6 protein-coding genes are annotated in these 15,280 nt (G+C 67.7%); 2 read left to right on the forward strand and 4 right to left on the reverse strand.

Features of this window, described 5'->3' with window-relative positions; translation table 11 throughout:
- Positions 1 to 550: 550 nt before the first annotated feature.
- Positions 551 to 1,801: a tyrosine-type recombinase/integrase gene (locus ACLQ2R_RS36695; protein ID WP_425966022.1), complete on the forward strand. Its 1,251-nt coding sequence runs from the start codon at positions 551 to 553 to the stop codon at positions 1,799 to 1,801.
- A 1,061-nt stretch (positions 1,802 to 2,862) separates the two neighbouring features.
- Here the strand turns inward: ACLQ2R_RS36695 and ACLQ2R_RS36700 are convergent.
- Positions 2,863 to 3,720 (reverse strand): ImmA/IrrE family metallo-endopeptidase, encoded by an 858-nt coding sequence (locus tag ACLQ2R_RS36700; RefSeq protein WP_425966023.1) that lies wholly within the window; start codon positions 3,718 to 3,720, stop codon positions 2,863 to 2,865.
- Positions 3,721 to 3,897: 177 nt separating this feature from the next.
- Between ACLQ2R_RS36700 and ACLQ2R_RS36705 the strand changes: the two genes are divergently transcribed.
- Positions 3,898 to 7,815, forward strand: a complete 3,918-nt coding sequence (locus ACLQ2R_RS36705) for a DUF4365 domain-containing protein (RefSeq protein ID WP_425966024.1) — start codon at positions 3,898 to 3,900, stop codon at positions 7,813 to 7,815.
- Positions 7,816 to 8,645: 830 nt separating this feature from the next.
- Here ACLQ2R_RS36705 and ACLQ2R_RS36710 read toward each other — a convergent pair.
- The 3 genes from ACLQ2R_RS36710 to ACLQ2R_RS36720 are packed head-to-tail and all read right to left on the reverse strand — an operon-like array spanning position 8,646 to position 14,942.
- Positions 8,646 to 11,570: a DEAD/DEAH box helicase gene (locus tag ACLQ2R_RS36710; RefSeq protein WP_425966025.1), complete on the reverse strand. Its 2,925-nt coding sequence runs from the start codon at positions 11,568 to 11,570 to the stop codon at positions 8,646 to 8,648.
- Positions 11,542 to 12,891 (reverse strand): ATP-binding protein, encoded by a 1,350-nt coding sequence (locus tag ACLQ2R_RS36715; RefSeq protein WP_425966026.1) that lies wholly within the window; start codon positions 12,889 to 12,891, stop codon positions 11,542 to 11,544. The genes ACLQ2R_RS36710 and ACLQ2R_RS36715 overlap by 29 nt, the downstream gene beginning before the upstream one ends.
- Positions 12,888 to 14,942, reverse strand: a complete 2,055-nt coding sequence (locus tag ACLQ2R_RS36720) for a TerB N-terminal domain-containing protein (protein ID WP_425966027.1) — start codon at positions 14,940 to 14,942, stop codon at positions 12,888 to 12,890. Before ACLQ2R_RS36720 ends, ACLQ2R_RS36715 begins: the two co-directional genes overlap by 4 nt.
- Positions 14,943 to 15,280 lie beyond the last annotated feature (338 nt).

Here is a 15,280-nt window from a genome sequence, read left to right on the forward strand (position 1 = left end):
AGGGCACGCGACGGCGGTTCTCCGCGCCAGAGATCCTCGGCCATCCGGTCGACCGACATGACCTGCCCGCGCCGCCACCAGCAGGGGCAGCACGCCGCGCTGCTGCGGTCCACCGAGGGGAACGGGTTCGCCGCCGACCTCGGCCGCGAACGAGCTCAACACCCGGATCAACGCCATGATGTGACACGTCGTACGCGCGGCCACCTCACGCGCGCCTTCCAAGTCGACTCCAAGTGCCTTCCAAACCCCGTGAGCAGGCTTGGGCACATCGAACAGATGAAGGACAGGAATAGATGTGTAACCGGCCACGATGAGTTTCGCCAGGAGAGGGTCTTGACCACGTCCGACCGATCAGCTCATAGCGTTGACAGTCTCTGTGTCACCTGCTGCCGATCGCGACGGATCCATGAGAGGGTTCCCTGTGACGGCCATCGGCAGCCGCTAACGTTTCAACCTGTTGCGGGCGCCGGCCACGTCTGGTGTGGCCGGCGTTTTCCGCTCTTTCATCCAGTCCTGCCACTGGCTCCGTCGTATCGTCAGAAAGCACTTCATGAGCCTCCATGATGTCCCCTCCCGCCCTGTCGGCGACGAACCCGCCGCGCAACCGGCTCGGCCGACCGTGTCGAGCGCGCTCGCGCCGCTGGCGATCTCCGGTGTCATCGTGCTGGACCGGCCCCGTGACCTCGACGCCGATGCGGAGGAAGCCGCCGAAGTCCAGCTGTATGCACTGCTGGGACAGCACACCTCCCCCCTGACGCTGCCGGCCAAGGGCAGCCCGCCGCCCGCCCGTAACGCCTATGAGCTGGCCGCGCTGTTGCGTACCGTGCAAGTCCCCGAGCAGGCCCTGGCAGCCACTGCGGGCTGGCTGTCATCGGAACGGCGCTCCTCACCGGCCACCCAACGCAATTACATCCGCGACATCTCTTGGTGGCTGTGGTGGATCCAAGCCCGCGGCCTGCACATCGGTGACGTGCCCTCCATAGAGACAGACCTGTACTCCGCGGCCATGCGCACCGCCGGACTGTCGGCCAACACCCGCCGCGCCCGCATCTCCGCCGCGAAATCCTGGTACACCTACCTGCGCCGCGCCGACCTGGCGACCGCCAACCCGTTCGACGGGATGGAACCTCCTCGGCGCAGCGCCTCCACCACCCGGTTCATCAGCGGCGAGCAGCTGGACGACATGCTCGTGCACGCCGTACTCCATGAGAGCGCCCGCGTCCAAGCGATCCTGGCCGTGCTGATCGGCACCGCCTGCCGCATCAGCTCCCTGCTCAACGTCGAGGTCGACCACCTCACCCACCAGGGTCGCCTCAGGGTCGTGAACCTGCCGGTCAAGGGCAACCGCACCCACCCGGTCGACGTACGCCCCTTCATCGGCGAAATCCTCGACGGCTACCTGGCCGAACGCGGAAACTCACCCGGCCCCCTCTTCCGATCACGCAACGGACGCCCCCTGCAGCGCACCTACATCCGCGAACTCATCCAACGCATCGCCAAAGCCATCGGAGTCGCCGACCACGACAAACTCTCCATCCACGGCATCCGCCACAGCGTGGCCACCGCCCTGCTGGAGGCAGGCGAAGAGCTGTCAGCGGTACAAGCCCTGCTCGGCCACGCCTCCCCTGACACCACCCAGATCTACGCCCACCCCAAGTCACTCAACCTCTCCCCCACCCAGCGCATCGACCAACGCCTGGCCACCGCCGTCGAACGCCACACCCGGCACGTCGTCCGGCCAAGCCCACACAGCACGGCCCCGACATTCTCTCCGTCACCTCAGAAGCCCTCACCCACATGATCAGATGGGTGCATTCTCCTGAAATTGCCATCGTCGAATTACGCCATTCTGTCAAGCCTGGGATGGGTTGACGTTGGCGACCTGGCTTTCGCCCGTCTTAGACGCAAAGGTCAATTGACCGAATTCGACAGGGATCGAGCCGTCGAACACCGAGAGTCGCACATTGCCCGACCGCTCCACCACGTCGGTATGGGAAAACTCCAGCGGCCCGCCGGATCGTCCAATTCAAGCCACGAGCTACTGCTGTTGCTGTGTCACCTCTAGCGGAAGATGCGGCTCCTCCGTAAACGCGGCTTCGTTCTCTATTCGGAGATGCCCGGCAAGGTGCAAAAAATACCTCTTGCGTCAGTTCTCATACCGTCCGCGCTATACGACATGGTTGAGTCCGGGAAGGTACGCTACCTCGGCGCCTCGGCGCTTCGTCGAAAGGCGAGGGCGTGCAAAGCGGCAGCCAGGGCGTGGATTATGATGTCGTCGACGTCGGCCGACAGCAGGGAGCGTACGATCAACGGTGCCTGCTCATGGGTGATGTTGCCGCGGTCGGCGGCCGCCCAGATCTGCGCGCCTTTGGCCCCAGCCAGCCGATCGAGACGGGGAGCGTCACCACGACGTCATCGCCCCGCAGCGCCCTGGCCGCCTTCACTACGGCTTTCAAGACCGCGGGATCGTCGGCCTTGATATAGCGGGTCGGGGTGATGGCGAAGGAGGCGCCGTTGCCGAGCTGCTCCTACAGCGCGCTGTCCAGGTCGCCCCCGAACAGGGCATCCTACGGCAAGTGGAACGGCGCGTCGGTGGTGGCGACCTCTTTTCGTAGGCGGCGCAGTCTTCGGCCAGGACTCCGGTGATGGTCCGCTGCAGTATGTTCAGCCGCGCCGAGCAGCCGGTGCCGCACACCACCAGGCCGCCGTGGTCGGGCGGCGAGGTGAGCAGGGAACTCGCGACGGTACGAGACGGTGCGCTGGTGCGGTCGTCCATGTACTCACCTCGTGAGACATAACCGGTGTCAGGCGGGGTTGGGGTCCAGGGAGCCGAGGTGGAACAGCAGCAGGCGGGCGAACTTCTCAGCGAGCAGTCCTGCGATCTCGGCGGCGTGGTCGAGTCCGTGCTGAGCGACGAGGCGTTGCGCCGTGGCGGGCACGGTCTGGGGGAGTTCGCGCGGAATTTCGCCGGGCTCGTGGGTGCGGTTCGCTAATGGCGGCCAGGGTGAGGACCTTGCGGGACACGGCGGCCATCGACACGCCACATCGTCGCTTCAGCAGCTGCAGACGCGGCAGGTCCATGCCTGCGCTCAACTTGTCGCCGATGTCCGCAGCGGGCATCAGGAACTCGCTGGCGAATTCGTCGGCCTGCCGCTCCTGTTGGGGGGTGGCGCCGGGTTCGGGATGCATGATCACGTGCCCGAGCTGGTGGGCGAAGCTGAACCGGAAGCGGTCGGCCGCAGCGTGCGCGCCCAGCAGGGACAGCGGGCGCTCCGCTCCGTTCCACTGGCTGACCGCGTCCAGGTCACGGCTTTCGAGGTCGCGGACGAGGATCAGCCCGTCGGCGCCTTCGATCATCGCGACCAGGTGGGTGATTGGCTCGGCGGGGACCTCCCACAGCTTGTGCAGGGTTTGGGCCGCCTCGGTGGGGGTGTCGAAGTCGTTCATGGCCATGTGCTCGAAGCAGTGCAGGGTCGGATCGGTGGGCAGGGCCCGCAGGAGACGGTGTGCCTGCAGGCGGCCCAGGGCAAGTTGGGCGTGGATGCGGCGCAGCGCGTGGGCTCCCAGCGTGGCCTTCTTGCGGTGGTGCACCATCCCGATACCGACCTCGGTCACCTCAGCGTCCAGACCAGGCAGCGCAGGCGGGTAGCCCAGAGCGCGGACGTAGCTGGCCAGACGCTCTCCCTCGACGGCGAGGTGGCCCGCTTCGGCCTTGCTCACGTAGCCCTGGCTGATCGGCTCTTCTGCCAGGGCCCAGATTGTCGGGTGGATCTCGCCCCTTCAACCGGAGCGGGTAGCCCTCTTGGCCATGCGCAATACCGCCTCCGCCGGTTCGCTAAGCTGTTCGACCTGGCTCGCGGGAGCCCTCCATCCAAGCCGGCTCACAAGGGAGTGGCTGTGCGGGTCGATGCTTCTGTACACGTCGAGCGTGCCGGCGTAGCCGCCTTGGCCAAGGCCGCCCACGAACGTCTCGGCTGGCTGTGCCGGGAACAACCGGTCGTCGATTTCGGGGTCGATGCCATCCTGGAGCTCGTCGAGAACGGCCACACCGCTGGGCGCCTGCTCGGTGCGCAGATCAAGTCTGGCACGAGCTGGTTCGATGAGCCGACTCGCGATGGCTGGACCTTTCGTTTCAACGACGAGCACGCCCAATACTGGTTCGACTACGACATCCCCGTCGTGATCGTCCTGCACGACCCCGTCTCCGGAACGCTCTACTGGCAGTCGCTCTCGCACAACACAGCCGAGTCCACGGGCAAGGACTGGAAGGTGACCGTCCCGGCCGAGCAGCAGATCAACGAGATCAGTATTGCGGCGCTTACCAGGCTGGCGCGCCCGGCGCGCGAGGGCGGCGACCCGGCCGAGCAGCGTTTCGTCCGATGGCTGGACCGCTTGCCGGGTGAGGCGCGCGATCGACTCGAACGCACCCGGCGCCGCGCTCTGCAAGATGGCGACGCCGTTGCAGCACGTGCCATCGAACGGCTGGCGGATCTGCTGCAGGGTGACCTGCCGACCGAGACGGTCTCCGCCCTTCTGACGAAAGCCCCCGCATGGTGGCCAGCCGACGAATGGGGGTGGCAGCTATGGGCGTCGGTGGCCGACTACGCCAATGAGCATCTGCTGGAGCCTCAGGCGGCGGCATGCTTCAACCGTGCGGTGGCTGCGGGAGCCACCCCGGCCTCGCGGTGGCGAGCCTTCGCCGGGCTGTCTTTGATCCACTCCGACCCAGCACAGGCGACATCGATCTTGATTGAGGCGGCCACGTCGCCGGACGGCCGGCTCCTGGCCGACCTCGGCCTTGCTCTGCTCGAGCGCGAAAAGATCGGCGGCAGAGGACCTCTCGCCCTTCCCGCCAGCCTCGCCGAGGCCATCGAAGATGGCCGTGTCCGTTCGGAAGGGACAGCTCTGCGCTTTCTCGCCGATCAAGCCAAGGCCCATCACGATCTTGACCTGGCCGTCGCCTGGCTCGAGACGCTCGTGTCCGTCTTCCCCCGCAGCAACTCCGGCCGGATCGCGCTGGCCAGGGCTCTGGCTCAGCGGGCTAGCCAAGGCACGAGCCCGCTGCACGAGGGCGACCTCGCCCGGGCGCGCAAGCTTGCCGACAGCGCCCGGGCCGAGCAGCGACGCTGGGGCGGGCCAAGTGAACACCCGGCCTACGTCCTGTTCCATGTTCACCTGCTCACCGGCGATCTCGACGCCGCAATCACCGTCGCGCTGCCGGAACCGCACGGGCAAGCCAACGCCCGGGAGGCCGCCGCTGAGCAGCTGGCACAGGCCGCCGCCCGGGTCGCCCTCCAACTCGGCCACCCTCAGGCTGACGACCTGGTCGCCAAGGTGAGCAGTCCCGTCGGCGTGGCCGTGCTCAACGCCTGCCGCGCCGACGTCCAAGCCGCCGAACCGAGCGACCTCATCGCCTTGTGGAACCACGTCGTGGAGTTGGCCGATGGCGATGCCCTTGAAGAACGCATGATCGCCTTCAGGGCGCTGGCGGAACTCGGCGTCTGGCCACTACCTGGCCTCGAAGACCTCCTTGCCCGCAAGGTCGTCACCGACGAGGAGTCCTCGACCCTGCACGCACGAGCCGACATCGCTCAAGGTCACCACCAAGCCGGCCTGATGCGCCTGCGGCAACTCGCCGATCGTTCCCTGTCCGGCGCGGCCGCCCTGGCGCAATCCCTGGTCGAGCTGGAACGCCACACCGAGGCCGTGCACGCGTGCGACCGCGCCGCCGCCCGCTTCGGCGACATCGAATTCCTGCAGCGAGCGCTGCGGATCCTGCAACGCACGGGCCAGCACAACGAGTGGAGACACCGCGCCCTGCTGGTGCTGAGCCGGCCCAGCCTGCCGCAGGCCGTACGGGGGCCGCTGCGTCGTGAACTCCTGGATGACGCCTTCAACCGCCAGGACTGGACGACCGTCGAGCAGCATGCTGTCGCCGCTCTCACCGAAAGCGACACTCCGGGCGCGCCAGAAGAGACCGTACTGGAGGCGGGCACGCGCACCAGACCGCTGACGATTGAGCAGGTGGGGTACGCCTGGAGCCTGATCGGCGCGCGCTGGTTCGCACGCCAGCCCGATGTTGCGCTCCGGGCCTACACAGCGCTGCTTCCGCCGGTGCTCACCCTGGTGCAGGCGCAGCTCAAAGCGGCCGTGCTGCCGCGGATGGGGTGGTCATCCGATACCGTCCAGGAACTGCTCGACCTAGTGGAACGCTTCGCGCAGCACACACGTTTCACGGGCCAGGTACTCAGCGCGATCCTGCTCGCCACCGGTGAGCCTCCTCATGAGGATGAGGCACCCCCCAATACACCGCTCTCGGCGCTCGCCCTGCCGCCCGTCCTGAGCACCCGGCTCCAGGCCGCTCTCGAGACACAGCTGCGCCTGAACCCGGACGGGCCGCTGCGCCCGGTCGATCCGCAGAAGATCACCGATCCAGAGACGCTGAGCCGGATGCTGGAGCCGCGCGCCCGTCTCGCCCAACACCTGCGTGGCCAGGTCCTGGCCAGCGTCATCCCGCTCGGGCTTCTCGCCAGCCAGCTCAACCGGCCCTATGCACTGGCGCTGCTGCAGCGTGCGGCAGGCTGCATTCCCGCAGGTGAGGCCGATCCTGAACGCTTCGACGCCGAGGTAGCAGCCGTCCAGGCTGCGCTGGACCAGGTCGTGGTGCTCGACACCAGCACGCTATACATGGCCACCCTCACCAGCGCCGGCTTCGCCGAACTTCGTGCGCGCTTCGCCTCGGTCCACCTGCCGTCCCCGTGTCACGACGATCTCATGATGACCACGACTGCTATCGAGCAGGTGCGGAAATCGTCGATGAACATCGGCGTCGAACCCGGCTTCGGCCTGCGCGTGTCTCAGCTTACGCAACAAGACAGGGACCATCTGAATGACCGGATGCAACACCTGGTGAAGGCGGCCGAGCTCACGGACATCGTCCCGGTGGCGGATCTGACCCTCGTGACGGAACTCATGACCGGCGGCCTCGACCCCAACCTGGTGACACAGAGCCCGACCTTCACTGCGCAGCGCGAAGGTGCGTGGCTGGCGGCGGTCCAGCTCGCCCTGGAGACAGGCGCTCCTCTCTGGAGTGACGATGTCGTCCTGCGCGCCTTGACCGCTGGGGCGGATATCCCGACGTTCGGCACGTTGGCGTTGCTGCATGTTCTCTACGACCAGGGATTGGCCGACACCACGGATGACGATCACCGGCGTTTCCTGGCCGATTATGTGGTCGATCTGCCCCTCCATCAGGAACTACTGCGGCGGCAAGCACAAGCCGACGGCTGGCAGCCGCGTAGCGCAGCTGTTCCGTTCACCCGCCCCGCTGCCTGGCGGGAACCCCACGAAACGCTGGACACCTTTCTCACCCTCATCCGAGAGGTTCACCGGCATGAGCCGCAGGCCGTTGCAGGATGGCTGCTGTGCGGGATATGCGGCTTCGCCGGGGCGGTGCACCCGCATGAGGTGCCCGTCCGTGCGGCACGCCTGACCTGTCTGGTCGCCGAGCAAACCGTGGGGCTGACCCGGCAAGGGCTCAGCGAACTGGTGCAGTCAGCCGAGGCCGGATTGCGCCAAGCGCGCGAACTCGGCGAGATCCGCGCCAGCCTGGCTGAAGAAACAACGCAGGCCGACGATTCAGACGATCCTGAGGCACTGCGCGTCCACATCACTGCGGTCCTGGTGGAAACTCACCAAGGGCAGGCTCAGGTTGAGAACGAGGCAGACTCCATCACCAGGAAGGCGGAAGACTTCGTCAAAAGCGCCTACGCTCTGGCCGAAACCCGCCAGGAAAATCACCACCACACTGCGTAGGGACCCGGCCCTCCCCTGCCCCGAATCAGAGCATGGGGGCGAACCCAGCAACATCATCACCGACAACCAGAGGTACCTTCCCTGGCTCCAGACGACATGGCAGACCTTGAGCGCGCTGACCAGTCTGGTCTGCTCCACATCCAAGGACTCGCCGATGAAAGCGCACGGGCCGCTGCCCGTCTGGTCACTGGAAAGCCTGTATGACATCTTTGGCCGCGACGTGTTCCGCCGCCGTCCTGGCCGTTATCGCCGAGCAAACAGAAACCACCCGCACCCAGCTCCACGACCAGACCCACCCCCGCACGCGGCGCCCCCGGCCCCTTCTCTGGCGAGCTGGGCGCCGCGGCCGTCGAGTCGCTCGCCCGGCTCGGGGGCGGCCACGCCGAACAGCTCCAGCTGCTCGTCGCCGGGTTCCTGGGTGGTTAGCTTCAAGCAGTGGCGGCAGTGACCGCGCTCCGGTCGGGATGGGCCGCGCCTGGATCCCAGCCGCTCATCCCGACCATGCACGCCGGGCCTGGCATGCGCCCCCCTGCAGGGATGGGCCGCCTCCGCCCACGGCGACCTCTCTTCCACCCCGGGAAAGGGCGTCTCTTGTTTGTGGGTGTTGGGTCTTTAGTCCATTGTAAATGATCTTGAGCTATAAGCCAGCCCCTTTACATTGTAGATTTATTATTATGCTTCTCAGCTAGCTGACACGTTGCGCAAGGACGCCAGTCCCGCAGTTGAGCACACCGCCTACGCGACCTGTGAAGTCCCCCTTCCCTCCCTGAATTCAGTGGCGTACTACTCCCCCGGTCGGCGACCCGCTGGAGAGGTTCAAAGCGCGATACTCATCGTCTGCGACGGTGACTGCGGCCGGCGGGCGGTGATGAGACCCAGGGCGCAACGGACAGGTGGCCGACCGCGCCGATCTGCTGGAACCAGCGTAGTTCCTGAGCTGCCGCGCGCTTGAGGTACAGGCGCAGCAGGTGGGCGCAGGTTCGTGCGTCGCTTTCGGCGCTGTGTGCCCGGTCGGGGTCGATTCCCTCGGCGGTGGCGCAGTCAGTGAGCCGGTGGGAGGCCAATGGTGGGCCGAAGCGTCGTGCCAGGGCAAGGGTGCACAGGGACAGCAGGTCGTCGGGGGCGGCTCCGAGGCGGGCGAACTCGGCGCTGAGCACTTCGGTGTCGTAGCGGGCGTTGTGGGCGACGATCACGGCGCCGTCGAGCATGGCTGCGATGTCACCGGCGATCTCCGCGAAACGCGGGGCTCCCGCCAGGTCCGCGGCGGTGAGGCCATGGATGTGCGTAGGACCCGGATCCGTTCCGGAGTCGACGATCGTGGAATAGAGGCGGTCGTCACTGCCGTCGGGGTGCAGGCGGATGATCGCGATCTCGACGATGCGGGCCTTGCGGGCGTCGGTCGAGGTGGTCTCGACGTCCACGACGGCGTAGGGAAGAGATCCCAGCCTGTGACGACGCGGCGCCGTAACCGCGACGACAGGAGGTTCGGCATGTGCCGCTTGCACAGGAGCGGCCTGGCCGGCGAGGACGGCGATCGCCTGCTCGGTGCCGGGGACGTCGAGTTTGCGGGCGGCATAAGAGCGGGTCAGCAGGCTTTCGCCGATGACGTCGTCGTACTTGTCGACTCTCTTGTCGGGAATCAGGCTCGCCAGGTCAACGGCGTCGGGGAGACCGGAGGCGGCCAGATCGGCCAGTAGATCCGCGGCCGCCCGGGGTGGGGTGGCACAGAGCAGTAGGGCGACGCCGTAAGGGGCGACGTCAACGCCTCGGGCGTGCAGGGCCAGGGCGGTCGTGGTCATGATGGCATCTCCCCGGAACGGGAACAGCAGGCTGTCAGCGCCGTAGCCGAGGAGCGGGCTGTTGTGCAGGCCGAAACGGCGGTAGGCGGCGCGGCCTTCGGCAAGGAGATGCTGGCCGGTCGCGTCCAGGTAGGGCGGGACGGCGGAGTCTTCGTAGATGTGGCGCATCTGGGTGCGAATCCGGTCGTGGACGTCCGGGCCGGGGCCGGCGAAACGCGGCGGGCGACCACCGGAAGCACGTGCGACATCGATGACCTTGGCGTGGGTGTCGATGGTCAGGATCCGCCAGCGGCGGCCGGCGAAGATGAGCAGCGCTCCCTCAGGCGGGGAGTTCTCCAGGGGAAGGCTGCCGAGGGTTCGTCCTGCGGTGACGATGCGGTATTCGGTGGGGGCGGCGAAGGCGGCGTAGAAGGTGTAGTGGTTGACCAGCCGCTCCCCCACCTCCGCGTGCAGCAGCAGGCCGTCGCTTTCCTGGCGGATGAGCCGTCCGGCGCCGAGGTCGCGCAGCAGAGCGGCGAACATCGGCGCGTCGATCGTGCGGAACGGTCCTTGGGTACACAGGGTGCGGTAGGCGTCGGCCGGGATGATGCCGCCGTGCTGGGCGATGAGAGACAGAAGCTGCTGTACCAGCGTCGACAGGTGCAAAGCCGCGCCGTGAGGAGGTTCGTACCAGCGTTGCAGAAGCAGTTCGATGGTCGCGACGGCCTGAACGAGCTGGGTGCGGAGTTCGTCGGCGGGGTGGATGGCAGGGGTCGGTTCGGGTTCGCTGATATAGAGCCGCAAGACGGCCGGGCCGCCACGTCGCCCGGAGCGACCGAGTCGCTGGCGCAGGGCGGCCACGCTCGGGGGCGCGCCGACCTGGGCGATGGAGGAGACAGAGCCAATATCGATGCCCATCTCCAGGGTGGAGGTGCAGACGGCGGTGGTCGGCCGGCTGCGATCCTTGAGACGCGACTCGGTGTGCTCGCGGATGTCTGTGGACAGGTTGCCGTGGTGGGGCAGGAACTCGTTCGGCACTCCCGCGGTGTCGCATCGGCGGCTGAGCAGGTCGGTGTAGTCCTCCACCATGCTGCGGGAGTTGGCGAAGATAAGGTTGTGTGACCCGCGCAGGGTGGCGAACAGGTGGTCGGCGATCGCGAGGCGGTCACCGGAGGTGATGTCGTCGGTGCTGACATCGGCGCCCAGCGCCTCGTGCGCGGCCTGGGCGCGCGGGTCGAGCGTGGGTGCGGTCTCGACGTAGCCGCGTACCTGCAGACGCAGCTCCTGTGCGTCGGAGGTCGAGACGATCGAGGTGACCCGCTCCCCCGCTCCCGGGCGCAGGAAGTCAGCGGCTTGGCGCATGTCCCCGAGGGTCGCCGACAGGCCGATACGAGGAACGCGACGGCGCGCGGCCAGGTCCAGCCGGTGCATGAGCGACTGCAGTTGAGCACCACGTTCGGCGCCGATGAAGGAGTGCAGCTCGTCGATGACGATGTAGCGCAGCGAGGCGGTGAGGTCGCCCATCTTCCAGCCGCGCAGGACGAACAATGCCTCCAGCGATTCGGGGGTGATCAGCAGGATGCCGCGGGGCCGGTCGATCAGTTTGCTTTTGAGGTGGGAGCCGACGTCGCCGTGCCAGCGGGCGACCGGGAGGTCCAGGTAGGCGCAGAGCTCGTCCAGCCTGCCGTACTGGTCGTTGATGAGAGCTTTGAGGGGGCTGATGTAGATCGCGGCGAATCCAGCGGTTGCCGGTGGCTGGTCGGTCAGAGCCGAGCAGATCGGCAGGAAGGCCGCCTCGGTCTTACCGGAAGCGGTCGCGGCGGCGATCAGGACGTCACCGTCGCCCGCCAGGATGGGGGCGACAGCGGCTTCCTGGGCAGGGCGCAGTTCCGGCCAGTCCTGCTGCCAGATCCATCGCTGAATGGCCGGATGAAGCCGCTCAAAGGCCTCAGAGCCGGAAGGAGGCGAGGTCGTCATCGCCTGCCCTTCCCCCTTGGGTAACCCACGCGGGTGTCGCGGCGCTGTGGTCTTCCTCGAGCGGCGCCAGGTCGGGGTTGGCCTCTAAGGCCAGTTCGACCGAAGGCAGGATCTGCCGCCAGTCGACGCCGGGGTTCTGCTCCAGGACGGCCAGCAGGTCGCAGAACGCCTTGATGGTGGTGCGGGGCGTGCGGAAGTATGCCTCGCCGATGCGGCCCGAGCAGTGGTGCATGAAGGCGGGCAGCGCCTCGTCGCCGAGCAGATAGCGGGTGGGGTCTCCGCCGGCGTGGACGTGGCGCAGCTTGGCCAGCAGCACGTACAGGTCTTCCTGGGTCAGTGCGGCCAGGCGCAGTACCGGCCCGGAGTAGTCGACCAGGCCGCCGGTGGCGAAGGTGTTCTCGGTCAGCCGTGACTGCAGGGCGGCGTAGCTGTAGAGACCGCGGCGGGTGTCGGCGAGGAATTCCGGGGTGCCGCCGAAGACGAAGCCCAGGTGGGCGGCGCTGCCTTGGAGGGTGTCGTTGAGGATGCGCAGGATCTGCTCGTAGTTGGCGTTACGCGCCTGGGTGGAGGCCAGTTTGTAGAGGTTGACCATCTCATCCAGGCACACCAAGAGGCCGTCGTAGCCGGCCAGCCGGACGAATCGGCTCATCAGCTTCAGGTGGTCATGGAAGGTGGAGTCGTCGATGATGGTGCGCACCCCGAGCGCGGAGCGCGCCTCGGTCTTGGTGGAGTATTCCGCTCGCAGCCAGCGTACGGCCGCGGACTTGAGCTGCTCGTCGCCGCTGTCGTGGCCGCGCCAGTAGGCGCCGACGACCTCGGCGAAGTCATAGCCGCCGGTCATCTCCGACAGATGAGCCAGCCGCTGCCGGATGACGTGGCCGGGATCGATTCCGCTGTGCTGGGCTTCGGCCAGGGCGGTGGAGACGAACCGCTCCACCACGCTGGTCAGCGCTCCCCCATCCGGCTTGGCCCGGGTGGCGAGGTTGCGCATCAGCTCGGCGTACAGGCTGCGTGCCTGCCCACTGCTGGAGTGCAGGCGCCGGTCGGGGTTGAGGTCGGCGTGTACGGTGACGAGCTTCTTCTCCATCGCGATGGAGCGCACCAGGTGCAGGAAGAACGTCTTGCCCGCCCCGAAGTCGCCGATGACGAACCGTACCGCCGACCCCCCGCTGGCGATCCGGTCGATGTCGCTGACCATGGCTGTCACCTCGGGCTCTCGCCCTACCTGCACATGGCGCTGGCCGGCGCGCGGGACCACGCCCGCGCGCAGCGACTGCAGCAGGGCGTCGCGCTCGCGGGGACGGATAGCGGTGAAGCTCACGTCAGCATCTCTCCCAGTAGATGTCGGTCGACCCGGATCGGGTCGTCTCCGTCGAGTAGCGGCTCGCCCGCCATTTCGTAGGCGGCTTCGTTGATACGGTCCAGTGCCCCGTCGGGTAGCAGGTTCCAGCGTGCTGCCAGTTGCTCGAACTGCGCGCGCGAGATCTGCTCGGCGGCGGTGAGCGCGCGCACCAGCCCGGAATGGGAGTTGTCGAGCCCGGCGACCGGGTCGGCCGCCGGAGGCGGGGGTGGGGGCGGAGGTGTTGGGTCCTCGCTGGTGAAGATGGATCCCAGCAGGGCGCCGACCCTCGCCGACTCGGCGAGCTTCGCCGCGATCACCTCTTGGTCGAGGCGTACCGAGGACGACGGGGCCGGTGGAGCCGATGGGGTCGGCGGGGGGATGGTGTATCCCCGCTCGGGGTGTCCGGGACGGACGACGACCGGTGCGGACGCCGGAGCCGGGGCGTCGGGAGGGGGAAGGACCCTTTGCGCGAGGGCGGGGTCCAGGCCCAGCAGACGGTAGATCTTGGTGAGGGTCTTGATCTCGGCCGGGGAGATGTGGCCGTCGGCAGCGGCCACCGCGGTGAGGAATTCCGCGACGTAGGAGCGCTGGGCCTCGTCGATGGCCGCGATGCGCCGGGTCAGGCCGCTGAGTTTGACCGGTGTGGCGATGAGCCAGCGCAGGTGGGCGTGCAGGCGCCGGCGCTCATCAGAGGTCAGGTGCAGGGCGCGCTCGAGGTGGTCACTGAGGTGGTGCTGTTCTGCTTCGGAGGTCTCTCCGTCGGCGGCGCTGACCGCCGCGGCCAGGTGCAGCAGTACGGTGGCGGCTTGGTAGGCGTCCGAGGCCGCCGCGGTGGGGCCGGCGGGGGCGGCGAACAGCACCATGGGGCCGGTCGATGGTGGTGGCCCGCCCAGTCGCGGGTCGGGTTCGATGCCGATGCCGGCAGAGCCCAGCAGCCGGGCCAGAGCAATGACGTCCTTCTTGGTCGGCTTGGTGTCCGGGCCGGAGATCAGGGCGGTGAATTCCTCAGCCGCGACAAGGGCGGTCTCGGCTCCTCCCAGCCGGTTTCGCGCCCAGGTCACGGCCTGCCCGGCGCCGCCGGCGGTCAGGTCGAGCAGTTCGATCGGGAGGAGTGCTTGGGCCTGCACGCTGGCGTGGCCGTCGGGGACGCGGCCGATGAAGCGGCTGTAGGCCTCCAGGTCTGAGGTGCACTCATCGGCCAGCGCCACCAGTTTGCGGGTCGGCGCGGCCAGGGTGAGCACCTCCGGGATGCCGGCGAGTGTCAGTTCGGCGACTCCGTGAAAGCCTGCGCTGGCGGGCCGGTAGTCGAGTGCGATCTCTGTGCGGCCGGGTCGCACGACCAGGCCTTGACCGTGGCGTGCGGTGTAGCGCAGTTGGAACAGGGCGTCGAACTCGGTTGCGCAGCGAGTCGCCGCGGTGCGCGGGTAATAGTCGGGGTGGGAGCGGATCCAGGTCAACGCCCACTGCGCGGGGATCGGTCGCCCTTGGATGGCGAAGGATCCCAGGCCTGCGCGTAGCCGCAGCGGGGGTGGCGTCTCACGAGCCGGGGCCGGTGGTGCGGCGGCGCTGAATTGGGCTCCGGCCAGGGTGAGGATCTCCAGCGCGTGCTTGAACTGTCCGGCATAGCGTTGAAAAGCGCCGTGTCCGCCGTAGATGCCGAGTAGGCGCCGGACTTCTGCGTGGATGATGGGCAGTTCGTGCACGGCGGTGGAGCGATCCAGTGTCAGGTCGTGCAGGGCTCGGCGTTCCAGGCCGTAGAGGTAGAGGAACACGTATCCGATGGGCACCTGCGGGTAGCGCCGCCCGTCGGCGAGCCAGGCGAGGTAGGCGGCTCTGGACTGCGGCGGGATCGTGGCGTACGAGGGCCAGTAGGCCAGGCCTTGCCCGCTCCAGTCGGGCCGGCGTGCGTCGACCGGTAACCGGGGGTCGATCAGCGCGGGTTCCACCATGGCGCCGGAGACGGAGGCCAGCCCGGAGCCGATATAGAGCAGACCGCCGACGATGTTGTGGCCGGCAAGGGTGATACCCATTCCTGGCGATAGCCAGGAGGCAACTGGAGCAGGAGGCGCGGGGGTGGCGGGAGTCGGCGGGGCGAAGAGGGTGTGTCGGTTGGCCATCCGCTGGGAGACGTTAACGGGGTGCGGAGGGGTGGGCGGCGGTGGGGGCTGGTGGTCTGTGCTTCGGCGAAAGCGATCAAGGAATCCCACTCGCCCACCTCGTCATCGTGTTCCGATCACCTGTGACGGTTCTGGCCGCGATGTTCCGCGAGACATCAGCCAGGCGTGATCACTTCGCCACGGACTGCACCCTAACCCCCACTGCGTTCGCTCACACAACTGGGCAGGGATCTCGTTATCATCTTGAATCC

Origin of the sequence: Streptosporangium sp. DT93 (assembly GCF_049844535.1) — a bacterium.
GTDB lineage: Bacteria > Actinomycetota > Actinomycetes > Streptosporangiales > Streptosporangiaceae > Streptosporangium.